Here is a 23,323-nt window from a genome sequence, read left to right on the forward strand (position 1 = left end):
CCGCGTCTCCGCGTCTCCGCGTCTCAGCGCGAGGCGAGCCAGGCGTCCTCTGCCGCGTAGTCGAACCAGTCCTGCCCGTACTTGGCGAGGTTCGGGAACGCCTCCAGCCATCCCCGGCCCGCGAGCCGCTCCGTCAGCCACTCCACCGTCGCCGGCAACGACTCCGCGTAACCCACCACCGGCCGGTAGCCCAACTCCCGCTCCGCCGCCGTCATGTCGTACACGATCGGCGCGTCCAGGCCCCACGGCGTCTCACCCACGATGCCCACCGGAGGCGGCCCGTCCACGAGCACCGTCTCGCTCTCCACGCCCACGACCGCGTCCACCGCGGCGGAGATCTCCGCGACCGTCGGCACCTGTGGATCCGCGGCGTTGAGCACCCGCGTGCCCGGCCGCCGCGCCGCGAGCCGGATCAGCTCGGCCAGATTGTCGACGTGCGACGGGTGGAACTGCGACAGGCCGCCGTACGCGAGCACCCGCACCGGCCGGCGGTCGAGCGCCCGCTTCACGAAGAACAGCTCGCGCGGCGACCGGCAGTGCGGGCCGTGGATCGAGCCCGCCCGCAGCAGCGTCGTCGGCAGCAGCTCCCCGGCCGCCGTCAACGCCTGCTCCAGGGCCACCTTCCGCGTGCTGTACGTGCCGTCGCCCGGCGCCACCGTCGCGAGCGACTCCGGGATCGGCACCGGATAGCGCGGGAAGCCGTCCGGCCGGTCCTGGGTGTCGAAGCTGCGCCCCTGCTCGTCCTGGTACACCGCCCCGCTGGAGATCACCACCGCCGAGCCGATCCGGTCCGCGAGACCGGTCAGCTGGGCGGCGTGCCCGGCGTCGTACGCCACGATGTCCACGAGGACGTCGGTGCCCCCGCCGAGCGCCGAGGCCAGCGCGCCGTCCTCGCCCCGGTCGAGCCGCACCGACCGCACCTCGTCCGGCCAGCCCTCGTCCCTGCCGCCGCCCCGCGAGGCGGCCGTCACCTCCCAGCCGTCCGCGACGAGCGCCCGCACGGCCGCCCGCCCCACCTGTCCCGTCGCACCCAGCACGAACGCGTTTCGCTTGCTCATGCAGGGGACGCTACGGGGGCCAGGGGCGGCGGCCCAGGGGATTGCGCCGTGCGCGGATCCGCCCTCAGCGTTCCCCGCGCGGGAACTTCTCGGGAGGCGCGTCACCGCCGGACTCCGCGGCCTTCACCACCGCCGCGTACTCGTCCACGTACTCCTGTCCCGACAGGCGCAGGATCTCGTACATGATCTCGTCCGTCACCGCGCGGACCACGGCCTTCTCACCCGCCGACCCGGCGAACCGGGAGAAGTCCAGCGGCTCCCCGAACCGGATGGTGACCCGGCGGATCCTCGGCACGACCTTCCCCGGCGGCTGGATCTCGAAGGTCCCCACCATCGCGCACGGCACCACGGGCACCCCGGCGGTCAGCGCCATCACCGCCACCCCCACCTTGCCCTTGTAGAGCCGTCCGTCGTGCGAACGTGTCCCCTCGGGATAGATCCCGAGCAACTCGCCCCGGTCGAGGACGCCGAGACCCTCCCGGATCGCCGCCTTGCCCGCCTCCTTCCCGGACCGGTCCACCGGGATCTGGCCGGCGGCCCGGAAGAAGCCGGCCGTCAGCCGGCCCTTGAGCCCCGGCCCCGTGAAGTACTCCTGCTTCGCGAGGAAGGTGATCCGCCGGTCCAGGACGACCGGCATCAGGAAGTGGTCGGAGAAGGAGAGGTGATTGCCCGCGACGATCGCGGCCCCCTCCTCCGGGATGTGTTCGAGCCCCTCGATCCGCGGCCGGAAGAGCAGCCTGAGGAGCGGTCCGAGCAGGACGTACTTCATCAGCTGGTAGAACACGCGCGGCCCCCGTTCGTCGTCCGTCACGCCCCGTTGTATCCCCGCGGGCGCCCGTGGTCCACTGGTGGGGGAGCGTCACATGACAGGCGAGCGCGGGGCCAGGCGCCCCGGCCGCGTCCTCACCGCGCTGCTGTGCGCGCTGACGGCGGCCGGGCTGTACGGCTGCTCCGGCTCGGGCCCGTCGGAGCCCAGCCCCACGCCGACGACCGCGCCCGCCACCCGGCCCGCCACCCGACCCGCCACGCGGCCCGCCGGCCTCTCGCCCTTCACCGGGCTGCCCGCGAAGTCCGCCCCGGTCCTGGCCGTGAAGCTCGACAACGTGCCGGCGGCCCGCCCCCACACAGGACTCGGCAGGGCCGACCTCGTCTACGTCGAACAGGTGGAGGGCGGCGTGACCCGTCTCATGGCCGTCTACTCCTCCCACCTTCCCGACCTCACCGGCCCCGTCCGCAGTGCCCGCGAGTCCGACATCGCCCTGCTCGGCGACTTCGGCCACCCGGTCCTCGCCTACTCCGGCGCCCAGTCCGCCCTCGGCCCGCTGCTCCGGGCCGCGCCCCTCCACCTCGTCACGGAGGGCATGACACCCCAGGCCTTCCGGCGCTCATCGGACCGCCCCGCCCCGCACAACCTCTACCTGCGACCCGGCCGCGCGCTCGCCGCCGCGCCGGGCGCCGACGACCCCCGGGACATCGGCTTCCGCTTCGGGCCCGCACCCGGCGGCGGCACCCCGGTCAGGACCGAGACCGTCCGCTACCCGGCGGCCCGCTACACCTTCACCTGGTCCGCCGCCGACCACGCCTGGCGGGTGGCCATGGACGGCCGGGAGGCCCGCGCCACCGACACGGGCCCGCTCACCCCGGAGACGGTCGTCGTCCAGCGCGTCACGATCCGCCCGTCCCGCTTCCACGACCGGTTCGGCTCGGTCTCCCCGTACAGCGAGACCGTCGGCAGCGGCACGGCGCTCGTCCTGCGCGACGGACGCGCCCACGAGGCCCGCTGGTCCCGGCCCTCGGCGACGTCCGGCACCACCTTCACCACCCCGGCAGGAAAGCCCCTGCCCTTCGCCCCGGGCCAGACCTGGATCGTCCTGGCCCCGCGCGGCTAGAGGTGTCCGGCGGATCAGGGCCGGACAGGCCCTCGCGGGTGCCGCGGGTCAGGACGTGGTGCCCGGCGGGCGGGGCGGGGGAGGCGGTGGTACGGCGCTGTCCGCCGCCGCCATCCCGATCGTCGTCACGATCAGCACCACCAGGCCGAACCAGAGCCAGCCGCTGCTGCCGAGCGCCACCGTGTAGGCCGTCGTCAGCACCAGCGCGGCGCAGGTGAGCACCGTCATCGTCTTCGTGGGACCGGACATCAGCCCGTCCTCCTCCCGACCGGGGCCGCGGAAGCCGTCCAGCCCATCGTGACCCCGCGAGAGGGGCGCGCGCTACTCCCCGGACGCTCCGGCGTGCGCCGGTACGCGAACGGGCCCGGCGCCGCATGCGGCACCGGGCCCGGGAGGAGCACCGTGGATCCAGGATCCAGGATCCAGGATCCAGGATCCTGGATCCGGGAGGTCGGATCCTGGATCCGGGATCCGGGAGGTCGGATCCTGGATCCTGGATCCGGGAGGTCGGATCCAGGAGGTCGGATCCTGGGGGTCGGATCCTGGATCCCGATCGTCAGCGGCTCCGCGTCTGCAGACTCGCCAGATAGGCGTTGTACGCCTCCAGCTCCTTGTCGCCGTCCCGGTCGGCGGCCCGGTCCTTGCGGACCGCCTGCCGCTGCTCGGAGTGGTACCACTGGTAGACCAGGGCGATCAGGACGAGGACGGACGGGATCTCGCTGAACGCCCAGGCGATGCCGCCCGCCGCGTTCTGGTCGGCGAGGGCGTCGATCCCCAGCGAGGCCGGCGGGTTTTTGTACGCCTCCACCATCGGCTGGGTCGCCATCATCATCGCGATGCCGAAGAACGCGTGGAACGGCATGCCCGCGAAGAGCTCCAGCATCCGCATCACGTACCCCGGCCGGTGCGGGCCCGGGTCCACGCCCATGATCGGCCAGAAGAAGACCAGGCCCACCATCAGGAAGTGCACCATCATCCCGATGTGCCCCGCCTTGGAGCCCATCAGGAAGTCGAAGAGCGGCGAGAAGTACAGCCCGTACAGGCTCGCGATGAACATGGAGATCGTGAACGCCGGGTGCGTGATCACCCTCATGTACCGGCTGTGCAGCAGCTTCAGGAGCAGCTCGCGCGGCCCCGTCGAGCCCCGGCCCGCCACCGGCAGCGCCCGCAGCGCGAGGGTCACCGGCGCGCCGAGCAGCAGCAGGATCGGCGACAGCATGGAGATCACCATGTGCTGCACCATGTGCACGCTGAACATGACCATGCCGTAGTCGTTGAGCTTGGTGCACATCATCAGGGCGACGCTCAGCACGCCCACGGTGAAGAACACCGTCCGGCTGATCGGCCACGCGTCACCGCGTCGCCGCAGCCGCGCCACCCCCCACCCGTACAGACCGAGCGCCGCGAGGCATCCGATCAGGAAGAAGAGGTCGGGAGAGAACTCCAGGCCCCGCCCCAGCGTGAACGGCGGCAGATCCGTGGTCATGCCGTGCCCGCTGTGATCCATCCGTACACTCCTGGAGCCCGATTCGCGCTTGTTGTCCGCACCAGACTAGAACCGCCCCCGGCCGCGACTGCGACCGGGGGCGGATGTCACGGACGGAAGCCGTCAGAGCACGCACTCCGCCTCGGCGTACCGGTCGGCCGGAACCGTCTTGAGGGTCTCCACGGCCTGCGCGAGCGGGACCATCGTGATCTCCGTGCCGCGCAGGGCGGTCAGCATGCCGAACTCGCCGCGGTGCGCCGCCTCGACGGCGTGCCAGCCGAAGCGGGTCGCGAGGACGCGGTCGTACGCGGTCGGGGTGCCGCCGCGCTGGACGTGACCCAGGATGACCGGGCGGGCCTCCTTGCCGAGGCGTCCCTCCAGCTCGGCGGAGAGCTGGTTGGCGATGCCGGTGAAGCGCTCGTGGCCGTAGATGTCGGTGCCGGCGGTCTTGAAGTCCATCGAGCCCTCGCGCGGCTTCGCGCCCTCGGCGACGACCACGATCGCGAACCGCTTGCCGGCCTCGAAGCGCTCGCCGACCCGGGCGGTCAGCTCGTCGATGTCGAAGGGGCGCTCGGGGACGACCACGGCGTGCGCGCCGGCGGCCATGCCGGAGTGCAGCGCTATCCAGCCGGTGTGGCGGCCCATCACCTCGACGACGAGGACCCGCTGGTGCGACTCGGCGGTGGTCTTCAGCCGGTCGAGCGCCTCGGTGGCGACGGTCACGGCGGTGTCGAAGCCGAAGGTCACGTCGGTGGAGGCGATGTCGTTGTCGATCGTCTTCGGGACGCCGACGATCGGGAGGCCCGCCTGGGAGAGCAGGTTGGCCGCCTTGAGGGTGCCCTCGCCGCCGATCGGGATGATGGCGTCGAGGCCGAGGTCGGCGACGTGGCCCTTGGCCCGCTCGACGCCGTCGACGAGGTGCGCGGGCTGGACCCGCGAGGAGCCGAGGATGGTGCCGCCCCGGGCCAGGATGCCACCCACCGCGTCGAGATCGAGCTTGCGGTAGTCGCACTCCAGGAGGCCCTTCCACCCGTCGTGGAAGCCGATGACCTCGTCGCCGTGATCGACGACGGCGCGGTGCACGACGGAACGGATGACAGCGTTCAGACCGGGGCAGTCTCCGCCGGAGGTGAGCACGCCAATGCGCATAGCCCAAAAACCTTTGCAACGTGGGCCGACTCCCGGACCACGTCGTCCGGCTGGATCCCCGCCACCCTATCGTCGCAGGGTGGCGGGGCCGAACCGGATGTCCGCACAGTGGACAACGTACGTTCGTACGAGGGACCCACGGCGGTGCCCGGATTGACTCAGGCGGGCTGGGTCGCCGCCGAGATGCGCTCGGCGCGCAGCGCCTCGTACCAGCGGTCGTCCGTCGGAGGCAGCGCGTTCACGTCGAGGGCCAGCTTCAGGAGCAGGTCCGCGATCTGCGGGTTCCGCGCCATGACGGGGCCGTGCATGTACGTACCGAAGACGGTGTCGTTGTACGCGCCCTCGGTGCCGTCGCCGGTCCCGTTGCCGTTGCCGAAGACGGTCCGGGCGAACGGCCGGGCCGTCGGGCCGAGATGGGTGATGCCCTGGTGGTTCTCGAACCCGGTCAGCTGGGGGAGGCCCAGGCGCGGGTCGATGTCCCCGAGGACGTCGCCGACGCAGCGGGCGCCCTCGCCGCGGGTCGTGGTCACGTCGAGCAGGCCGAGGCCGGGCTGGCGCTCGCCGACGTCGTTGATGAACTCGTGGCCCAGGATCTGGTACCCGGCGCAGACCGAGAAGATGATCGCGCCGTTGGAGGCGGCCCGGGACAGGCCGCCGTCGCGGAGGAGCCGCTCGGCCGCGAGCCGCTGCGGACGGTCCTCGCCGCCGCCGATCAGGTAGATGTCGCCCGAGGTCGGCACCGGCTGGTCGCTGCGGACGTCGACGCGCTCGACGTGGAGACCGCGCTGTTCGGCACGGCGCTGGACGACGAGGACATTGCCCTGGTCGCCGTAGGTGCTGAGCAGGTCCGGGTAGACCCAGACCAGGCGCAGGCTGCTGTCAGTCATGCTGCAAGTCCTCTACGGGTCAGTTGCCGACGCGGCGGCGGACGTCCTGGAAGGCGGTGTAGTTGGCGATCAGCTCGATCTGCCCGGGCGGGGCCATCGCGACGGCCTCGTCCAGCGTCTCGCAGACGCGGAAGTCCACGCCCGCGACCTCCAGGCGGACCGCGAGGTCCAGCTTCCGGTCGCCGATCACCATGATCGGATGGCCGGCGAGCCGGCCGTAGTCCACGTCCCACAGCCAGGAGGTGTCCGTGCCGTCGGCGCCGCGCGCGTTGACGGAGAGGATCACCGGGGCGGGCGGCCCGTCGATGAGGGAAAACGTTTCGAGCCAGCCGGCCGGGTTCTTCGCGAGGAGCAGACGCAGGTCGCGGTCCTGGAAGGAGACCACGTCGTAGCGTCCGGCGACGGCCTGCACCTGGTACATGCGCTCCAGGGCCACCTGCGGCGGCACCCCGAAGACGGCGGCGACGGCGGCCGAGGTCGCGGCGTTCGCCTTGTTCGCGCGGCCGGGCAGCTGGAGCCGGATCGGCCAGGCCGAACCGTGCGGGTCGAGCACGTGGTCGCCGCTGAGCGCCCAGCTCGGCGCGGGACGGCGGAAGCCGCACTCGCCGCAGAACCAGTCGTCGCCCGGGCGCTGCATCACACCGCCGCAGGCGGGGCACGACCAGGCGTCGTCCTTCCACTCCTGGCCGGCGGCGACCCACACCACGTTCGGGGAGGAGGAGGCGGCCCACACGATCAGCGGGTCGTCGGCGTTGGCGATGACCACGGCCTTGGTGCCGTTGAGGCCCTCGCGCCACTTCTCGGCGAGCATCCGGGTCTCGGCCGCGCGGTCCAGCTGGTCGCGGGAGAGGTTGAGCAGCGCGATCGCCTTGGGCGTGGTGTCCCGTGCGACGCCGGCGAGGTACTTCTCGTCGACCTCGATCACGCCGAACTTGGAGTCCGAGCCGCCGGCCAGCGCCGAGGTGATGCCGGCGGGCATGTTGGCGCCGAGGGCGTTGGAGACCACGGGGCCGGCGGCGCGCAGGGCCTCCGCGATCAGCCGGGTCGTGGTCGTCTTGCCGTTGGTCGCCGACACCAGGACGACGTCCAGATGCTGCGCGAGCCGACCGAGCAGGTCGGGGTCGAGCTTCAGCGCCACCCGGCCGCCGATCACCGATCCGCTGCCGCGCCCGGCCGCACGCGACACCGCGGCCGCGGCCTTGCCCGCCGTCACGGCCAGCTTGGCGCGCGGCGACAGCGGCTCTGGATTACCGGGGTGTCCTGACATCTTTCTTGTTCCTCCTTGCGTCGGTCCGGGCTCAGCCTATCGAGATCCGGCCAGCAGCCCGAACAGCGGCACCGGCAAGCGGCCGCACGAAACACGGAGGTCACGGCGGACCGTACCCTTACCGCCATGCGAAACCGCCCCATCCCCGGCAGTTCCGGCCTCGTCCGAGCGATGACGCTCCTCGGCGACCCCGTGCTGCACACGCCCTGCGCGCCCGTCACCGACTTCGGACCCGAACTGGCCCGGCTCGTCGAGGACATGTTCGCCACGATGTACGCGGCGCACGGCGTGGGCCTGGCGGCGAACCAGGTCGGCGTGGGCCTGCGGGTCTTCGTGTACGACTGCCCCGACGACGAGGAGAACCGTCACCTGGGCCATGTGGTGAACCCGCGCCTGGTGGAGGCGGACGGCGACGAGATCCGGGGCCCCGAGGGCTGCCTCTCGCTGCCGGGCCTGGAGGCGCCGACGCCCCGCTTCGACCGCGCGGTGGTGGAGGGCGTCCGCCTGGACGGCACTCCGATACGGATCGAGGGCACGGGTTTCTTCGCCCGCTGCCTCCAGCACGAGACGGACCACCTGGAGGGCGGGGTCTACGCGGACCACGTCACGGGGTGGCGCAAGTCACGCCTGCTGCGCACGATCCGCAAGCAGCCCTGGGGGAGCGGAGCGGACCGGATCGCCTAGGGGTGTCCGGAAAGTCCCTCACAGCACCCACGGCGCCCGGCACGCCCCGGCAGCCAAATCCGGCCCGACCCGCCCCGATCCGCTAGAAGCCCGGTCCCCCCGGCAGGTCGTCCGCCTCGGCGAGCCGGCCCCACAGGAGGTCCGCGAGGCTCTTGACGAGGTCCGCGCGGGAGCAGGGGCGCTCGCCGAGCCACCAGTCGCCCGCCGCGTGCATCATGCCGACGATGCCGTGGCCCCAGATGCGGGCCTGGGCCTCGGCGGCCGGGCCCAGGTCGACGCGCTCGGCGATGACCTGGCCGAGCTCCTCGCCCATGCGGCGCAGCAGCGGGGCCGAGTGGCGGCCGACGTCGAAGCCCTGCTCGGTCTGGTGAGACTCCTCGGCCGGGTGCATGAGGAAGCGGTAGACCTGGGGCATCGCCTCGATGGACGCCAGGTACGTGTCGAGGGTGGCCTCGACGCGGCGGCGCCGGTCGGCGGGCGCGTCGAGCGAGGCCCGCAGCGAGGCGAGGAGCGCGTCGGTGTGGCGGGTGGCGAGGGCGCGGTAGAGCCCGCCCTTGTCGCCGAAGTGGCGGTAGAGGATCGGCTTGGTGATCCCGGCCTCGGCCGCGATCGCGTTCATGGACGCCTTGGGGCCGTCCCGGAGCACCACCCGGTCCGCCGCCTCCAGCAGCTCGCGGCGCCGCTGCTCGGCGGGCGTCTGCTGGTCGGTGGCCCGGTGTGCGATGTCCATGTGCGTGTCTCCCCGCCCGTGCGATTCGTGAGGCTGTCGCAACGTAACACCCGGCCGGGATCCGATGTCGGTCGGGCCGAACCGCTCCACCGCAGGTTGACAGCCTCTACCCACCGGTAACAGACTGCTGTTACCGCAAGTAACGTCATGCTGGGAGGGAACATGGGCGAGTTCACGCTCGAACTCAACGAGGACCAGAAGCAGGTCCGCGACTGGCTCCACGGCTTCGCCGCCGATGTGATGCGCCCCGCCGCCGCCGAGTGGGACGAGCGTGAGGAGACTCCCTGGCCGATCATCCAGGAAGCGGCCAAGCTCGGCATCTACTCCCTCGACTTCTACGCCCAGCAGTTCTTCGACCCGACCGGCCTCGGCATCCCGATGGCGATGGAGGAGCTCTTCTGGGGCGACGCCGGCATCGCCCTCTCCATCGTCGGCACCGGCCTCGCCGCCGTCGGCGTCCTCGCCAACGGCACCGAGGAGCAGATCGGCACCTGGGTCCCGCAGATGTACGGCGACGCCAACGACGTCAAGGTCGCCGCCTTCTGCTCCTCCGAGCCCGACGCCGGCTCGGACGTCGCCTCCATGCGCACCCGGGCCGTGTACGACGAGGCCAAGGACGAGTGGGTCCTCAACGGCACCAAGACCTGGGCGACCAACGGCGGCATCGCCAACGTCCACGTCGTGGTCGCCGTCGTCGACGCCGAGCTCGGCTCCAAGGGCCACGCCTCCTTCATCGTGCCGCCGAACACCCCCGGTCTGTCCCAGGGCCAGAAGTTCCAGAAGCACGGCATCCGCGCCTCCCACACCGCCGAGGTCGTCCTGGAGGACGTCCGCGTCCCCGGCTCCTGCCTGCTCGGCGGCAAGGACAAGCTGGACGAGCGCCTCGCCCGCGCCCGGGAGAAGGCCAAGGCGGGCGGCGAGCGCGTCAAGAACGCCGCCATGGCCACCTTCGAGGCCTCCCGCCCGGCCGTCGGCGCCATGGCCGTCGGCACCGCCCGCGCCGCGTACGAGGTCGCCCTCGACTACGCGAAGACCCGCGTCCAGTTCGGCCGCCCGATCATCGAGAACCAGGGCGTCGCCTTCCAGCTCGCCGACATGGCCACCCAGATCGACGCCGCCCGGCTCCTCGTCTGGCGCGCCTCCTGGATGGCCACGGCCGGCAAGCCCTTCACCGCGGCCGAGGGCTCCATGTCCAAGCTGTACGCGAGCGAGGTCGCCAAGAAGGTCACCGCCCAGGCCATCCAGATCCTCGGCGGCAACGGCTACACCCGCGAGTACCCGGTGGAGCGCATGCACCGCGACGCCGCCATCTACACGATCTTCGAGGGCACCAGCGAGATCCAGCGCATGGTCATCAGCCGCGCGCTCGCGAAGTAGCGGCCGCGCACGCGCGCCGCTCACACGATGCAGAACTCGTTGCCCTCCGGGTCCTGGAGAACCACCGCGTAGTACTCCATGCCGTTCGGCCGGTCCATCGTGTAGAGGACGGTCGCGCCGAGCGCCGTCAGCCGGGCCACCTCGCCGTCCACGCGCTCGCGCCGGACGGCGAGGGGCACCTCGCGGCCGCCGCCGACCTTCAGGTCCAGGTGGACGCGGTTCTTGACGGTCTTGGGCTCCGGGACGCGCTGGAACCAGACGCGGGGGCCCACCCCCTTCGGGTCGACGATGGACTCCGGGAGCTCCCCGGCGTCCTCGCCCAGCTCATCCTCGGGTACGCCGATCGACTCCCAGTACGCCCGCCAGGTGGCGTGGCCGGCGGGCGGCGGGTCGGGGATGTAGCGCAGGGCGTCCAGCCAGAAGGGCACCAGGCGCTGGGGGTCGGCGCAGTCGATGGTCAGTTGCAGGGTCAGCTCGGGTCGCTCCATGGGGAGCAGCCTCGCAGACGCCACTGACAGTGGCTGATTTCGAGCCAACAGGCCGGATCCGATTCGCTGTTCGGCCCCGGCTGCCTGTGAGTTACTTCCTGAGGGACAATCGCCGGGCCAGTGACGATCAAGGGGGAACCGATCATGGCCACCACCACCGGAACCGAAGCACCCCAGCTCGCGGGAAGTCCGCTCCTCGGCTCCATGCCCGACCTCAAGCGGGACTCGCTGGGCACCTTCCTGCGCGCCCGGCGCGAGCACGGAGACGTCGTGCGGATGACCGCGGGCCCGCCCGGGATCCGCGCCACCTTCTACGGCGTCTTCTCCGCGGAGGGCGCCCAGCAGGTCCTCGCCGGGGAATCCGCCAACTTCCGCAAGGACAACCCCTTCTACCAGGAGATCCGCGAGTCCTTCGGCAACGGCCTGCTCACCAGCCAGGACGAGGACTACCTCCGCCAGCGCCGGCTCGTCCAGCCCCTCTTCACCAAGCGCCGCGTCGACAGCTATGCGGGGGCCATCGCCGCCGAGGTCGCCACCCTCATCGGCGAGTGGCAGGACGGCGGAGCCGAGACCGTCGACGTCCTCCACGAGATGACCCGCCTCGCCCTGCGCGCGGTCGCCCGCATCCTCTTCGGCACCGACGTGGACGCCGCCGTCGAGATCGTCGAGCGCTGCTTCCCCGAGCTCGGTGCGTACGTGCTGCGGCGCGGCTACTCCCCGGTCAAGTTCCCGCGCGACTGGCCCACCCCCGGCAACCGCAAGGCCGCCGCCGTCCACCAGGCGCTGTACGAGGTCTGCGACCGGATCATCGCCGAGCGGCGCGGCTCCGGCCGGTCCTCCGCCGAGGGCGACGACCTCCTCACCCTGCTCGTCGAGGCCGAGAGCGCCGAGGACGGCAGCTTCGACGCCACCGAGCTGCGCGAGCAGGTCCTCGTCTTCCTGCTCGCCGGGCACGAGACCACCGCCACCTCCCTCGGCTTCGCCCTCCACCTCCTCGCCCGCCACCCGGAGGTGCTGAAGCGGGCCCACGAGGAGGTCGACCGGGTCCTCGGCGGCCGTACCCCCGGCGCCGCCGACCTGGACGCGCTGCCCTACCTCACCCAGGTCCTGAAGGAGGCCATGCGCCTCTACCCCGCCGCCCCGGCCACGGGCCGCCGCGCCGTCGCCGAAACCGTGATCGGCGGCGTCACCATCCCCGCGGGCGCGGACGTCATCGTCGCCTCCTGGGTCACCCACCGGCACCCCGACTACTGGGAGGACCCGGAGCGCTTCGACCCGGACCGCTTCACGCCCGAGGCGGAGGCGGCCCGCCCCCGGTACGCCTGGTTCCCCTTCGGCGGCGGCCCGCGCGCCTGCATCGGCCAGCACTTCTCGATGCTGGAGTCGGTGATCGCGCTGGCGATGGTCCTCCAGAAGTACGGCTTCGAAGCCGTCGACACGGAGGTGCCCGTGGGCTCCGCGATCACCCTCACCACGCACGGCCCGGCCCGCTGCCGCCTGCTGCCGAGGACGCCGTAGCCCGACCGGACGGGGGAGCGGCCCGGGGCCGCTCCCCTCCTCCTACGGCTTCGTCGCGACGACGACCGTCGCCCACCACTCCTCGGAGGTGACGAGGCGCGGCGTCAGACCGGCCCCGGACATCACCGCGAGGGCCGTCTCCGCCTGCCGCTCGCTCGTCTCCACGAGCAGGTGCCCGCCCGGCGCCAGCCACTCCGGCGCCTCGGCGGCGACCCGCCGCATGACGTCGAGGCCGTCCGCGCCGCCGTCGAGCGTGACGTGCGGCTCGTGGTCGCGGGCCTCGGGCGGGAGCAGCCCGATCTCCCCGGTCGGTACGTACGGCACGTTGGCGACCAGGACCCCCACCCGGCCGCGCAGCTCCCGCGGCAGCGGCGCGAAGAGGTCCCCCTCGTACACGCGCCCGCCGCGCGGCTCGACGTTCCGCCGGGCGCAGCGCACCGCCGCCGGCTCGATGTCCGAGGCGTGCACCTCCACGCCCTCGGCCTCGGCCAGCAGGACCGCGCCCGCCGCGCCGGAGCCGCAGCACAGGTCGACGCAGACGGTGCCCGGCCGGGCCAGCTCCACCGCGTGGCCGACGAGGAACTCCGTACGCCGCCGGGGCACGAAGACCCCGCCGTCGACCTCGATCCGGAGCCCGGCGAACTCGGCCCAGCCCACGACGTGCTCCAGGGGCAGGCCGGAGGCCCGCCGCTCGACCATGAGGTCGAGCTCGGCGGGCCCGGAGGCGGTCGCGAGGAGCATCTCGGCCTCCTCCTCGGCGAAGACGCACCCGGCGGCGCGCAGCCGCTCGACGACCCCCAGGTCAGACAAGCTGTGCCTCGATGGCCGCCACGACCTCGGGGGCCTCCGGCTCGGTGCGCGGACGGAAGCGGGTGACCCGGCCGTCGCGGCCGATGAGGAACTTCTCGAAGTTCCACTGCACGTCACCGGCCTCGCCGTCGGCGTCGGTGACCTTCACCAGCTCGGAATAGAGCGGGTGGCGCTCCTCACCGTTCACGTCCGTCTTCTCCAGGAGCGGAAAGGAGACCCCGTACGTGGCCGAACAGAACGTCGAGATCTCCTCGGCGCTGCCCGGCTCCTGACCGGCGAACTGGTTGCAGGGCACGCCGAGCACGGTGAAGCCGCGCTCCCCGTATGCCTTCTGCAGCCGCTCCAGACCCGCGTACTGCGGGGTCAGCCCGCACCGGGAGGCCACGTTCACGACCAGGACGGCCCGGTCCCGGTAGTCGGCAAGGGAGACCGGCTCGCCGGTCAGGGTCTTCAGCGGAATGTCGTACAGGCTCATGGACTGCTCCTCGTCGGAATAGGGTTTGATCTCAGCATGGGAGACGAACCACTGGCAATCGCGATCGATTCCACGGCGGACGCGGGACCGCGCCGGGTCCACTGCCGCCTCTGCGGCCGCCCCCTGACCGGCGCGGACTCCCGCCGCACGGGCCTGGGCCCCACCTGCGACGCCAAACTCCACCCGGCGCCCCCGGACATCCGCACCCGCCGCCACGAGGTGGAACAGGACACGCTCCCGGGCATCGACCCGGAGCCGTAGGACCGCAGCCCGGCGACGCTACCAGGCGACAAAACGATGGCCCACGGGAATTCGGGTCGGCCACAGTGACCGGCGATGAGACCGAAACCCGAGCAACCGGAGTCCTGAATGTCCACCCTGCGCGTCACCGCCGAAGTCCTCACCGTCCATCCACACCCCCGTGCCGACGCCCTCGAAATCGCCCAGGTCGGGCTCTACCGGGCCGTCGTCGCCAAGGGGGTCTACGAGACGGGCGACGTCGCCGTCTACATCCCCGAGCAGGCCGTGCTGCCCCTCCCGCTCGTCGACGAGCTGGGGCTCACCGGCCGGCTCGCCGGGGGAAACGCGGACCGGGTGAAGGCGGTGCGGCTGCGCGGGGAGCTGTCGCAGGGGATCGTGTGCCGGCCCGGCGCGCTCGCCGGCACCGACCTGGCGCGGGCGGCCGCCGAGGGGGTCGACTTCGCGGAGGTGCTCGGGATCACCAAGTGGGTGCCGCCGATACCGCCGACGATGAACGGGGAGGTCGAGCCCGCGCCCGATCTGCTGCCGTGGGTCGACATCGAGAACCTGCAGCGGTATCCGGACCTGTTCGAGCCCGGTGAGCCCGTCGTCCTGACGGAGAAGCTCCACGGCACCGCCTGCCTGCTGACCTTCCACGCCGAGGAAGGACGCGTGCAGGTCACCTCCAAGGGCTTCGGGGCCAAGGGGCTCGCCCTGCGGGAGGACCCGCGCAACCTGTACTGGCGCGCCGTCCACGGCCATGGCCTCGCCGGCGTCGCCGAGCGGCTCGCCGAGCGGCTCGGCGCCCGCCGCGTGGGGCTCTTCGGCGAGGTGTACGGCTCCGGGGTGCAGGACCTCGCCTACGGCGCCGACGCCCGCTCCGAGACCGTCGGGTACGCGCTGTTCGACGTGTCCGCCGAGATCGACGGACAGGTGCGGTGGCTGGACCCCGAGGCGGTGATCGAGGCCGGTGAGGTGGCGTTCGTACCGCGGCTCCACACCGGGCCGTACGACCCCGACACCGTCCTCGCCCACGCCACCGGCCGCGAGACCGTCTCCGGCCGGGAGACGCACCTGCGGGAGGGCGTCGTCGTCCGGCCCGCGACCGAGCGGTACAGCCCGGTGACCGGCGGCCGGGCCATCGCCAAGGCTGTCAGCCCCGCCTACCTGACCCGCAAGGGCGGCACCGAGTTCGAGTGACCCCGGCGCGCGTCAGAGCTTTCTGAACAGGCCCTCCTGGACCACCGACACCAGCAGCCTGCCCTCGCGGTCGTAGATGCGGCCGCGGGCCAGGCCCCGGCCTCCCGTCGCGATGGGGGACTCCTGGTCGTACAGGAACCACTCGTCCGCGCGGAACGGCCGGTGGAACCACATCGCGTGGTCCAGGGAGGCCATGTCGAAGCCGCGCGGGCCCCAGAGGGGTTCGACCGGGATGCGGACCGCGTCCAGGAGCGTCATGTCCGAGGCGTAGGTGAGGGCGCACGTGTGGACCAGCGGATCGTCGCCCAGCGGGCCCACCGCCCGCATCCACACCGCGCTCCGCGGGTCGGCGCCCTTGACCTCCTCCGGCGTCCACCGCAGCCGGTCCACATAGCGAATGTCGAAGGGCTGACGGCGGGCCATGCGTTCCAGGGCCTCCGGCAGCGCGCCCAGGTGCTCCCGGATCTCGTCCGCGAGGTTGGGCAGGGTCTCCGGGTCCGTCAGGTGCCGCGGCGGCAGCTGATGCTCGAAGGCGCCCTCCTCCGGCTTGTGGAAGGAGGCCGTGAGGTTGAAGATCGTCCGCCCCTCCTGGATCGCCGTGACCCGGCGGGTCGTGAACGACCGGCCGTCCCGCACCCGTTCCACCTGGTACACGATCGGCACCCCGGGCCGCCCCGGCCGCAGGAAGTAGGCGTGCAGCGAGTGCACCGGCCGGTCGCCCTCCGTGGTGCGGCCGGCCGCCACCAGGGCCTGCCCGGCGACCTGCCCGCCGAAGACCCGCTGCAGCGACTCCTGCGGGCTGCGCCCACGGAAGATGTTCACCTCGATCTGCTCCAGGTCGAGCAGGTCCACGAGCCTCTCGGCGGGGTTGGTCATCCCGTTCTCCTCCTACAGCTGTCCGACGGACGTCACGCGGACCACCGCCCGGCCCTCCTCGTCGGAGGCCGCGAGATCCACCTCCGCGCTGATGCCCCAGTCATGGTCGCCGTTCGGGTCGGCGAAGGTCTGCCGGACGCGCCACAGCCCGTGCGCCGCGTCCTCCTCGATGGCGAGCAGCTTCGGGCCGCGCGCGTCCGGGCCCGTACCGAGGTCGTCGTACTCGTCCCAGTACGCGTCCATCGCCTCGCCCCACGCGTCCGCGTCCCAGCCGGCCTCGGCGTCCAGCTCGCCGAGCGCGTCGACGTTGTCGAGGGCGGCCAGCTCCACCCGGCGGAACATCGCGTTGCGCACCAGGACCCGGAAGGCACGGGCGTTCGCCGTGACCGGCTTGACCTGGTCGGCCTTCTCCTGGGCCTCCTCGGCCGTCTGGATCTCCGGGTTGGCCAGCTGCTCCCACTCGTCGAGCAGCGAGGAGTCCACCTGGCGCACCATCTCGCCCAGCCAGGCGATCAGGTCCTCCAGGTCCTCGGTCTTCAGGTCGTCCGGGATGGTGTGGTCGAGCGCCTTGTACGCGCTCGCCAGGTACCGCAGGACGATGCCCTCGGTCCGCGCCAGCTCGTACCAGGAGGTGAACTCCGTGAAGGTCAGGGCCCGTTCGTACATGTCACGGATGACCGACTTCGGCGACACCGGGTGGTCGCCGACCCACGGGTGCGACTTCCGGTACACGTTGTACGCGTGCCAGAGCAGCTCCTCCAGCGGCTTCGGGTACGAGATGTCCTGGAGCCGCTCCATCCGCTCCTCGTACTCGACGCCGTCCGCCTTCATCTGCCCGACGGCCTCCCCGCGCGCCTTGTTCTGCATGGCGGCGAGGATCTGGCGCGGGTCGTCGAGCGTCGACTCGACGACGGACACCATGTCCAGGGCGTACGAGGGGGACTCGGGGTCGAGCAGGTCGAAGGCGGCGAGCGCGAACGTCGACAGCGGCTGGTTGAGCGCGAAGTCCTGCTGGAGGTCGACCGTCAGCCGGATCGTGCGGCCCTCGGCGTCCGGCTCGTCCAGCTGCTCCACCACACCGCCGTCGAGCAGCGAGCGGTAGATCGCGATGGCCCGGCGGATGTGCCGCAGCTGCGCCTTGCGCGGCTCGTGGTTGTCCTCCAGGAGCTTGCGCATCGCCTCGAAGGCGTTGCCCGGCCGGGCGATCACCGACAGCAGCATGATGTTGGTGACCTTGAAGCGGGAGGTCAGCGGCTCCGGCTCGGCGTCGATCAGCTTCTCGAAGGTGGTGTCGCTCCAGGCGACGAAGCCCTCGGGGGCCTTCTTGCGGACCACCTTGCGGCGCTTCTTCGGGTCGTCGCCGGCCTTCGCGAGCGCCTTCTCGTTCTCGATGACGTGCTCGGGGGCCTGCGCCACCACGAAGCCCGCGGTGTCGAAGCCGGCCCGGCCGGCCCGGCCCGCGATCTGGTGGAACTCCCGGGCGCGCAGGGTGCGCACCCGGTTGCCGTCGTACTTGGTGAGGGCCGTGAACAGCACCGTGCGGATCGGCACGTTCACGCCGACGCCCAGGGTGTCCGTCCCGCAGATCACCTTCAGCAGACCCGCCTGGGCCAGCTTCTCCACGAGCCGCCGGTACTTCGGCAGCATGCCCGCGTGGTGCACGCCGATGCCGTGCCGGACGTACCGCGAGAGGTTCTGGCCGAACTTGGTGGTGAAGCGGAAGTTGCCGATGAGCTCGGCGATCTGGTCCTTCTCCTCGCGCGTGCACATGTTGATGCTCATCAGCGACTGCGCGCGCTCGACGGCCTGCGCCTGCGTGAAGTGCACGATGTAGACGGGCGCCTGCTTGGTCTCCAGGAGCTCGGTCAGGGTGTCCGTGATGGGCGTGAGCCGGTACTCGTACGACAGCGGGACCGGCCGGGTCGCCGAACGGACGACGGAGGTCGGCCGGCCGGTGCGCCGGGTCAGGTCCTTCTCGAACATCGACACGTCGCCGAGCGTCGCCGACATCAGGACGAACTGCGCCTGGGGGAGTTCCAGCAGCGGGATCTGCCAGGCCCAGCCGCGGTCCTGCTCGGCGTAGAAGTGGAACTCGTCCATGACGACCTGGCCGATGTCGGCGTACTTGCCGTCCCGCAGCGCGATCGAGGCGAGCACCTCGGCCGTGCAGCAGATCACCGGGGCGTCCGCGTTCACGGAGGCGTCGCCGGTCAGCATGCCGACGTTCTCGGTGCCGAAGAGCTTGCACAGGTCGAAGAACTTCTCCGACACCAGCGCCTTGATCGGCGCGGTGTAGAAGGTCACCTGGTCATTGGCGAGCGCGGTGAAGTGCGCACCAGCCGCGACCAGCGACTTTCCCGATCCGGTGGGGGTGGACAAGATCACGTTGGCCCCGGAGACGACCTCGATCAGCGCCTCTTCCTGGGCCGGGTAGAGCGTGATGCCCCGGTCCTCGGCCCAGGAGGAGAAGGCCTCGAAGAGGGCGTCGGGGTCGGCGGTCGGCGGCAGCTGATCGATAAGGGTCACGCCCCCATCTTGCCCGCATTCCCCTCGGATGAGGGAACCGGCCATCGGCAGTCTTGATCACGGACGATAGGCTCGTCCGTCGACCGGCCGTCAACTCGGCGCCGGCAGGGGAGAAACGGGGCGGACCAACCATGATGGGACCGGCGCATTCGCTGTCCGGAGCGGCGGCATGGCTCGGCGTCGGAGCGGCCGCGGCGGCCTTCGACCACCCGATGCCCTGGCCGGTTCTCGTCGTCGGCGCGCTCATCTGCGCGGGCGCTGCCCTCGCGCCCGACCTCGACCACAAGTCGGCGACCATCTCCCGCGCCTTCGGGCCGGTCTCCCGGGGCCTCTGCGAGATCGTCGACAAGCTGTCGTACGCGGTCTACAAGGCCACCCGCTCCTCCTCGGACCCCCGCAGGTCCGGCGGGCACCGGACGCTCACCCACACCTGGCTCTGGGCGGTCCTGATCGGGGCCGGGGCCTCCGTCGCGGCGGTCACCGGCGGCCGCTGGGCCGTCCTCGCGATCCTCTTCGTGCATCTGGTCCTCGCCGTGGAAGGCCTGCTGTGGCGGGCCGCCCGGATGTCCAGCGACGTCCTGGTGTGGCTGCTCGGCGCCACCAGCGCGTGGATCCTCGCGGGCGTCCTGGACAAGTCGGGCAACGGCTCGGACTGGTTCTTCACGGGCCAGGAGTACCTGTGGCTGGGCCTGCCCATCGTCCTCGGCGCCCTCGTGCACGACATCGGCGACGCCCTGACCGTCTCCGGCTGCCCGATCCTGTGGCCCATCCCCGTGGGCCGCAAGCGCTGGTACCCGCTCGGCCCGCCCAAGGGCATGCGCTTCCGGGCCGGCAGCTGGGTCGAGCTCAAGGTCCTGATGCCCGCCTTCATGCTCCTGGGCGGGGTCGGCGGAGCCTCCGCCCTGGGCTTCTTCTGAGCGAGGGTTCCTCCGACCGCACTCCGAGCGCATGAGGACGGGGCCCGCACCGGATGTCCGGTGCGGGCCCCTTCCTCATGGGTCAGCCGTGCCAGGACCGCCACAGCGCCGCGTACGTCCCGTCCGCCGCGACCAGCTCCTCGTGGCTGCCGAGCTCGCTGATCCGGCCCGCCTCGACCACCGCGATCAGATCGGCGTCGTGGGCCGTGTGCAGCCGGTGCGCGATGGCCACGACCGTCCGCCCGTCCAGGACCCGGCCGAGGGAGCGCTCCAGGTTCCGGGCCGCGCGCGGGTCGAGCAGCGAGGTCGCCTCGTCGAGGACCAGGGTGTGCGGGTCCGCGAGGACGAGCCGGGCCAGCGCGATCTGCTGCGCCTGCGCCGGGGTCAGCGAGCGGCCGCCCGAGCCGACCTCGGTGTCCAGGCCCTCGTCGAGGGCCCGGGCCCAGCCCTCCGCGTCCACTGCCGCGAGCGCCGCCCACAGGTCGGCGTCCGTGGCCCCGGTCCTGGCCAGCAGCAGATTGTCGCGGAGGGAGCCCACGAAGACGTGGTGCTCCTGGTTGACCAGGGCCACGTGCTCGCGGACCCGCTCGGCGGGCATCCTGGCCAGTTCGGCGGCGCCGAGGGTGACCGAGCCCGCCCTCGGGGCGTAGATCCCCGCGAGCAGCCGGCCCAGGGTGGACTTGCCCGCGCCCGAGGGGCCGACCAGGGCCAGCCGGGTGCCCGGCGCCACCCTCAGGGACACCTCGTGCAGCACGTCGACGCCCTCGCGGTAGCCGAACCGGACCCCGTCCGCCTCGACCGCCCGTCCCTCGGGCCGCACCTCCCGGTCGCCCGCGTCCGGCTCGATGTCCCGGACGCCGACGAGCCGGGCCAGCGACACCTGCGCGACCTGCAGCTCGTCGTACCAGCGCAGCACGATCCCGATCGGGTCCACCAGCATCTGCGCGAGGAGCGCGCCCGTCGTCAGCTGCCCGACGTCGATCCAGCCCTGGAGCACGAACACCCCGCCGAGCAGCAGGACCGCGCACAGTACCGTCGTATGCGTGAGGTTGATGACGGGGAAGAGCACCGAGCGCAGGAAGAGCGTGTACCTCTCCCAGGCCACCCACTCGGAGATCCGCCGGTCCGACAGCGCGATCCGCCGCTCGGCGAGGCGGTGCGCCTCGACCGTGCGGCCCGCGTCGACGGTCTCGGCGAGCGCGACGGCCACCGCCGCGTACCCCGCGGACTCCGATCGGTACGCGGACGGCGCCCGCTTGAAGTACCACCGGCAGCCCACGATCAGCACCGGCGCCGCGAGCAGCGCGGCGAGCGCGAGCGGCGGCGCGGTGACCGCCAGGCCGCCGAGCAGCAGCCCCGCCCAGACGGTCCCGATGGCCAGCTGGGGCACGGCCTGGCGCATCGCGTTCGCGAGCCGGTCGACGTCCGTGGTGATCCGGGAGAGCAGATCGCCCGTCCCGGCCCGCTCCAGGACGCCGGGGGGCAGACCGACCGCGCGGACGAGGAAGTCCTCGCGCAGATCCGCGAGCATCTCCTCGCCGAGGATCGCCCCGCGCAGCCGTACGAGCCGCGTGAACACGGTCTGGACGAGCAGCGCGACCGCGAACAGCGCGACCGTACGCTCCGGATGGAGGTCACGGACCCCGTCCGCGAGGGCGTCCACCACCGAACCGAGCAGGTACGGGCCGGCCATCGAGGCGGTCACGGCGACCGCGTTCACCCCGATGAGCAGTGCGAACGCCCGGCGGTGCCGGCGCAGCAGCGCGCGGACGTAGCCGCGGACGGTGGCGGTCCCGGCGACGGGCAGCGTCGTCGCCGTCTTCGGGGCCGCCGGGTCGTACTCCGGCGGCGCCAGGCCGATCATGCCGATTCCCCTTCCAGTGCTTCGAGTTCGCCCGCGCGGACCGAGAGTTCCTCGTCCGTCTCGCGGGTGACGACCGCGCGGTAGCGCGGCTCCACCGCGAGCAGCCCGCGGTGGCTGCCGACGGCGACCGCCTGGCCCTCGTGGACCAGGACGACCCGGTCGGCGCGGTCCAGGAGGAGCGGCGAGGACGCCAGGACCACCGTGGTCCTGGTCCTCCGCAGCTCCGCGATCCCGGCGGCGACGGCGGCCTCGGTGTGCGCGTCGACCGCCGAGGTCGGCTCGTCGAGGACGAGCACCTCCGGGTCGGCCACCAGCGACCGGGCCAGCGCCAGCCGCTGACGCTGGCCGCCGGACAGCGAGCGGCCCCGCTCCGTGATGCGGGTCCGCATCGGATCGCCGCCGGTGGAGGCGGAGGCCTGCGCGAGCGCGTCGAGGACGTCGTCGCAGCGGGCGGCGGCGAGCCCCTCCTCCGCACTGACCGCGCCCGACGCGGGCACGTCGAGCAGCTCGCGGAGGGTGCCCGAGAGCAGCACCGGCTCCTTGTCCTGGACGAGGACGACCGTACGGGCTTCCTCCAGCGGCAGTTCGTCGAGCGGCACCCCGCCGAGCAGCACCGAGGTGTGCCCGGCCTCAGGCTCCGTCGGGTGGCCGCCGAGCCGGTCCGCGAGCCGCCCGGCCACGTCCGGATCGCCGCAGACCACGGCCGTGAAGAGGCCCGCCGGGGCGCGCAGCCCGGTCAACGGGTCGTACAGGTCGCCGCCGGCCCCGAGCGCAGGGGCCGTGGGAGGCGCGGTCGTCGTACGGGTCAGCGAGAGGACCCGGGCCGCCCGTTTCGCGGACGGCCGGGAGAAGGAGAAGGCCTGGGCGATCTCCTCGAAGTTCCGCAGCGCGTGATGGGTGAGGGCCACCGAGCTGTAGACGGTGACCAGCTCGCCGACCTCGATCCGCCCGTCGAGCGCGAGCCGCGTCCCGTACGCGACCACGGCGATGAGCAGCAGGCCCGGCAGCGCGACCTGGACGGCGGCGATCAGCGCCCACATCCGCGCACTGTGCACGGCGGCCCCGCGGACCTCCTGGGAGGCGGCGCGGTAGCGGCCGAGGAAGAGCTCCTCGCCGCCGATGCCGCGCAGCACGCGGAGCCCGGCGACCGTGTCGGAGGCCAGCTCGGTGGCCTTGCCGGCCTTCGCGCGCTGGACGTCCGCCCGGCGGGTCGCGCGGGGGAGGAGCGGCAGCACGGCGAGGGCGAGCACGGGGATGCCGGCGGCGACCACGACACCGAGGGCCGGCTGGTAGACGACGATGCCGACGCAGAGGGCGACCAGGACGACGGCGGCCGAGGCGAACCGGGACAGGGCCTCGACGAACCAGCCGATCTTCTCGACGTCGCCGGTGGAGACGGCCACGACCTCGCCGGCGGCGACCCGCCGAGTGAGGACGGAGCCCAGTTCGGCGGTCTTGCGGGAGAGGAGCTGCTGCACGCGTGCGGCGGCGGTGATCCAGTTGGTGACGGCGGTGCGATGGAGCATCACGTCGCCGGCCGCGATCGCCGACCCGAGGGCCAGGAGCAGCACCCCGGCGAGCGCGAGCCGTCCGCCGTCGCGGTCCACGACCGCCTGGACGGCCAGTCCGACGCCGAGCGGCAGACCGGCGATGCCCAGATGGTGCAGCAGCCCCCAGAGAAGGCACTTCACCTGACCGCCGAGCTGTTGGCGGCCGAGCCAGAGGAGGAACCGGGTGCCCGAGCGGACGTCGGGGGTCCCCGGGTCGGCATAGGGAAGATCTCGAATGTGCATGGCGTCCCAGGGTCTCCGGGTCTGTACGGGATATCGCACGTCGGAGGTGCGCGACGGCGGTGGAAGGCCGTGCAAGGCTCGCCCCCTTC

22 protein-coding genes are annotated in these 23,323 nt (G+C 72.4%); 7 read left to right on the plus strand and 15 right to left on the minus strand.

The window, feature by feature from the left end; translation table 11 throughout:
• Nucleotides 1-23: 23 nt before the first annotated feature.
• Nucleotides 24-1,058, minus strand: coding sequence for an NAD-dependent epimerase/dehydratase family protein (locus ACF07V_RS28585; RefSeq protein ID WP_392158430.1), 1,035 nt, complete (start codon nt 1,056-1,058; stop codon nt 24-26).
• Between the two features lie 64 nt (nt 1,059-1,122).
• Nucleotides 1,123-1,842 (minus strand): lysophospholipid acyltransferase family protein, encoded by a 720-nt coding sequence (locus tag ACF07V_RS28590; protein ID WP_392158705.1) that lies wholly within the window; start codon nt 1,840-1,842, stop codon nt 1,123-1,125.
• A 79-nt stretch (nt 1,843-1,921) separates the two neighbouring features.
• Between ACF07V_RS28590 and ACF07V_RS28595 the strand changes: the two genes are divergently transcribed.
• Nucleotides 1,922-2,947, plus strand: coding sequence for a DUF3048 domain-containing protein (locus ACF07V_RS28595; RefSeq protein WP_392158432.1), 1,026 nt, complete (start codon nt 1,922-1,924; stop codon nt 2,945-2,947).
• Nucleotides 2,948-2,995: 48 nt separating this feature from the next.
• Here ACF07V_RS28595 and ACF07V_RS28600 read toward each other — a convergent pair whose 3' ends face one another.
• From ACF07V_RS28600 to ACF07V_RS28620, 5 genes are all read right to left on the minus strand, one after another.
• Entirely contained in the window at nt 2,996-3,196 is a 201-nt protein-coding gene (locus ACF07V_RS28600; protein WP_392158434.1) for a hypothetical protein, read from the minus strand.
• A gap of 307 nt (nt 3,197-3,503) precedes the next feature.
• A complete protein-coding gene (locus ACF07V_RS28605; RefSeq protein ID WP_392158436.1) occupies nt 3,504-4,454 on the minus strand; it encodes a cytochrome c oxidase assembly protein in 951 nt (316 codons plus the stop codon).
• 102 nt (nt 4,455-4,556) lie between these two features.
• Nucleotides 4,557-5,582, minus strand: a complete 1,026-nt coding sequence (locus ACF07V_RS28610) for a 6-phosphofructokinase (protein ID WP_369142899.1) — start codon at nt 5,580-5,582, stop codon at nt 4,557-4,559.
• Nucleotides 5,583-5,740: 158 nt separating this feature from the next.
• Entirely contained in the window at nt 5,741-6,469 is a 729-nt protein-coding gene (locus ACF07V_RS28615; protein WP_392158438.1) for a type 1 glutamine amidotransferase, read from the minus strand.
• Between the two features lie 19 nt (nt 6,470-6,488).
• Nucleotides 6,489-7,736 carry a MurT ligase domain-containing protein gene (locus tag ACF07V_RS28620; protein WP_392158440.1) on the minus strand — a complete coding sequence of 416 codons (1,248 nt, stop codon included), beginning with the start codon at nt 7,734-7,736 and terminating at the stop codon, nt 6,489-6,491.
• A 126-nt stretch (nt 7,737-7,862) separates the two neighbouring features.
• On the opposite strand from ACF07V_RS28620, the gene def reads away from it, so the two are divergent.
• Nucleotides 7,863-8,420 carry a peptide deformylase gene (gene def, locus ACF07V_RS28625; protein ID WP_351181517.1) on the plus strand — a complete coding sequence of 186 codons (558 nt, stop codon included), beginning with the start codon at nt 7,863-7,865 and terminating at the stop codon, nt 8,418-8,420.
• Between the two features lie 82 nt (nt 8,421-8,502).
• On the opposite strand, the gene ACF07V_RS28630 is transcribed toward def, so the two are convergent.
• On the minus strand, nt 8,503-9,150 hold the full coding sequence (locus ACF07V_RS28630; protein ID WP_392158442.1) for a TetR family transcriptional regulator: 648 nt from the start codon (nt 9,148-9,150) through the stop codon (nt 8,503-8,505).
• 162 nt (nt 9,151-9,312) lie between these two features.
• Between ACF07V_RS28630 and ACF07V_RS28635 the strand changes: the two genes are divergently transcribed.
• A complete protein-coding gene (locus ACF07V_RS28635; protein ID WP_189803863.1) occupies nt 9,313-10,527 on the plus strand; it encodes an acyl-CoA dehydrogenase family protein in 1,215 nt (404 codons plus the stop codon).
• 20 nt (nt 10,528-10,547) lie between these two features.
• Here ACF07V_RS28635 and ACF07V_RS28640 read toward each other — a convergent pair whose 3' ends face one another.
• The gene (locus tag ACF07V_RS28640) at nt 10,548-11,015 is read right to left on the minus strand and encodes a VOC family protein (protein WP_392158443.1); all 468 of its coding nucleotides are present in this window, start codon (nt 11,013-11,015) and stop codon (nt 10,548-10,550) included.
• 144 nt (nt 11,016-11,159) lie between these two features.
• Here ACF07V_RS28640 and ACF07V_RS28645 point away from each other — a divergent pair, with 144 nt between their 5' ends.
• Entirely contained in the window at nt 11,160-12,533 is a 1,374-nt protein-coding gene (locus tag ACF07V_RS28645; protein WP_392158445.1) for a cytochrome P450, read from the plus strand.
• A gap of 42 nt (nt 12,534-12,575) precedes the next feature.
• Here the strand turns inward: ACF07V_RS28645 and ACF07V_RS28650 are convergent, their stop codons facing one another.
• The gene (locus tag ACF07V_RS28650) at nt 12,576-13,343 is read right to left on the minus strand and encodes a putative protein N(5)-glutamine methyltransferase (protein ID WP_392158447.1); all 768 of its coding nucleotides are present in this window, start codon (nt 13,341-13,343) and stop codon (nt 12,576-12,578) included.
• Nucleotides 13,336-13,818 (minus strand): glutathione peroxidase, encoded by a 483-nt coding sequence (locus tag ACF07V_RS28655; RefSeq protein WP_392158449.1) that lies wholly within the window; start codon nt 13,816-13,818, stop codon nt 13,336-13,338. The genes ACF07V_RS28650 and ACF07V_RS28655 overlap by 8 nt, the downstream gene beginning before the upstream one ends.
• Nucleotides 13,819-13,854: 36 nt before the next feature.
• On the opposite strand from ACF07V_RS28655, the gene ACF07V_RS28660 reads away from it, so the two are divergent.
• Nucleotides 13,855-14,079 (plus strand): DUF6011 domain-containing protein, encoded by a 225-nt coding sequence (locus ACF07V_RS28660; protein ID WP_392158451.1) that lies wholly within the window; start codon nt 13,855-13,857, stop codon nt 14,077-14,079.
• A 108-nt stretch (nt 14,080-14,187) separates the two neighbouring features.
• Nucleotides 14,188-15,258 (plus strand): RNA ligase (ATP), encoded by a 1,071-nt coding sequence (locus tag ACF07V_RS28665; RefSeq protein WP_392158453.1) that lies wholly within the window; start codon nt 14,188-14,190, stop codon nt 15,256-15,258.
• Between the two features lie 12 nt (nt 15,259-15,270).
• On the opposite strand, the gene ACF07V_RS28670 is transcribed toward ACF07V_RS28665, so the two are convergent.
• Both ACF07V_RS28670 and ACF07V_RS28675 read right to left on the minus strand, forming a co-directional pair.
• Nucleotides 15,271-16,134: an acyl-CoA thioesterase gene (locus ACF07V_RS28670; RefSeq protein ID WP_392158455.1), complete on the minus strand. Its 864-nt coding sequence runs from the start codon at nt 16,132-16,134 to the stop codon at nt 15,271-15,273.
• 12 nt (nt 16,135-16,146) lie between these two features.
• Nucleotides 16,147-18,705 carry a DEAD/DEAH box helicase gene (locus tag ACF07V_RS28675; RefSeq protein WP_392158456.1) on the minus strand — a complete coding sequence of 853 codons (2,559 nt, stop codon included), beginning with the start codon at nt 18,703-18,705 and terminating at the stop codon, nt 16,147-16,149.
• A gap of 86 nt (nt 18,706-18,791) precedes the next feature.
• On the opposite strand from ACF07V_RS28675, the gene ACF07V_RS28680 reads away from it, so the two are divergent.
• Nucleotides 18,792-19,577 carry a metal-dependent hydrolase gene (locus ACF07V_RS28680; RefSeq protein WP_392158458.1) on the plus strand — a complete coding sequence of 262 codons (786 nt, stop codon included), beginning with the start codon at nt 18,792-18,794 and terminating at the stop codon, nt 19,575-19,577.
• Between the two features lie 82 nt (nt 19,578-19,659).
• On the opposite strand, the gene ACF07V_RS28685 is transcribed toward ACF07V_RS28680, so the two are convergent.
• Both ACF07V_RS28685 and ACF07V_RS28690 read right to left on the minus strand, forming a co-directional pair.
• Nucleotides 19,660-21,441, minus strand: coding sequence for an ABC transporter ATP-binding protein (locus ACF07V_RS28685; RefSeq protein ID WP_392158460.1), 1,782 nt, complete (start codon nt 21,439-21,441; stop codon nt 19,660-19,662).
• On the minus strand, nt 21,438-23,234 hold the full coding sequence (locus tag ACF07V_RS28690; RefSeq protein WP_392158462.1) for an ABC transporter transmembrane domain-containing protein: 1,797 nt from the start codon (nt 23,232-23,234) through the stop codon (nt 21,438-21,440). The genes ACF07V_RS28685 and ACF07V_RS28690 overlap by 4 nt, the downstream gene beginning before the upstream one ends.
• Nucleotides 23,235-23,323 lie beyond the last annotated feature (89 nt).

The sequence above is a fragment of the Streptomyces sp. NPDC015661 genome, from assembly GCF_043077765.1.
Classification (GTDB): domain Bacteria; phylum Actinomycetota; class Actinomycetes; order Streptomycetales; family Streptomycetaceae; genus Streptomyces.

Excerpts from the sequence above, each read along its gene's own strand:
- ACF07V_RS28585 (WP_392158430.1), bottom strand. The coding sequence starts at position 1,058 with ATGAGCAAGCGAAACGCGTTCGTGCTGGGTGCGACGGGACAGGTGGGG.
- ACF07V_RS28595 (WP_392158432.1), top strand. The coding sequence starts at position 1,922 with ATGACAGGCGAGCGCGGGGCCAGGCGCCCCGGCCGCGTCCTCACCGCG.
- ACF07V_RS28600 (WP_392158434.1), bottom strand. The coding sequence starts at position 3,196 with ATGTCCGGTCCCACGAAGACGATGACGGTGCTCACCTGCGCCGCGCTG.
- ACF07V_RS28605 (WP_392158436.1), bottom strand. The coding sequence starts at position 4,454 with ATGGATCACAGCGGGCACGGCATGACCACGGATCTGCCGCCGTTCACG.
- ACF07V_RS28610 (WP_369142899.1), bottom strand. The coding sequence starts at position 5,582 with ATGCGCATTGGCGTGCTCACCTCCGGCGGAGACTGCCCCGGTCTGAAC.
- ACF07V_RS28615 (WP_392158438.1), bottom strand. The coding sequence starts at position 6,469 with ATGACTGACAGCAGCCTGCGCCTGGTCTGGGTCTACCCGGACCTGCTC.
- ACF07V_RS28620 (WP_392158440.1), bottom strand. The coding sequence starts at position 7,736 with ATGTCAGGACACCCCGGTAATCCAGAGCCGCTGTCGCCGCGCGCCAAG.
- def (WP_351181517.1), top strand. The coding sequence starts at position 7,863 with ATGCGAAACCGCCCCATCCCCGGCAGTTCCGGCCTCGTCCGAGCGATG.
- ACF07V_RS28630 (WP_392158442.1), bottom strand. The coding sequence starts at position 9,150 with ATGGACATCGCACACCGGGCCACCGACCAGCAGACGCCCGCCGAGCAG.
- ACF07V_RS28635 (WP_189803863.1), top strand. The coding sequence starts at position 9,313 with ATGGGCGAGTTCACGCTCGAACTCAACGAGGACCAGAAGCAGGTCCGC.
- ACF07V_RS28640 (WP_392158443.1), bottom strand. The coding sequence starts at position 11,015 with ATGGAGCGACCCGAGCTGACCCTGCAACTGACCATCGACTGCGCCGAC.
- ACF07V_RS28645 (WP_392158445.1), top strand. The coding sequence starts at position 11,160 with ATGGCCACCACCACCGGAACCGAAGCACCCCAGCTCGCGGGAAGTCCG.
- ACF07V_RS28655 (WP_392158449.1), bottom strand. The coding sequence starts at position 13,818 with ATGAGCCTGTACGACATTCCGCTGAAGACCCTGACCGGCGAGCCGGTC.
- ACF07V_RS28660 (WP_392158451.1), top strand. The coding sequence starts at position 13,855 with ATGGGAGACGAACCACTGGCAATCGCGATCGATTCCACGGCGGACGCG.
- ACF07V_RS28665 (WP_392158453.1), top strand. The coding sequence starts at position 14,188 with ATGTCCACCCTGCGCGTCACCGCCGAAGTCCTCACCGTCCATCCACAC.
- ACF07V_RS28670 (WP_392158455.1), bottom strand. The coding sequence starts at position 16,134 with ATGACCAACCCCGCCGAGAGGCTCGTGGACCTGCTCGACCTGGAGCAG.
- ACF07V_RS28675 (WP_392158456.1), bottom strand. The coding sequence starts at position 18,705 with ATGGCCGGTTCCCTCATCCGAGGGGAATGCGGGCAAGATGGGGGCGTG.
- ACF07V_RS28680 (WP_392158458.1), top strand. The coding sequence starts at position 18,792 with ATGATGGGACCGGCGCATTCGCTGTCCGGAGCGGCGGCATGGCTCGGC.
- ACF07V_RS28685 (WP_392158460.1), bottom strand. The coding sequence starts at position 21,441 with ATGATCGGCCTGGCGCCGCCGGAGTACGACCCGGCGGCCCCGAAGACG.
- ACF07V_RS28690 (WP_392158462.1), bottom strand. The coding sequence starts at position 23,234 with ATGCACATTCGAGATCTTCCCTATGCCGACCCGGGGACCCCCGACGTC.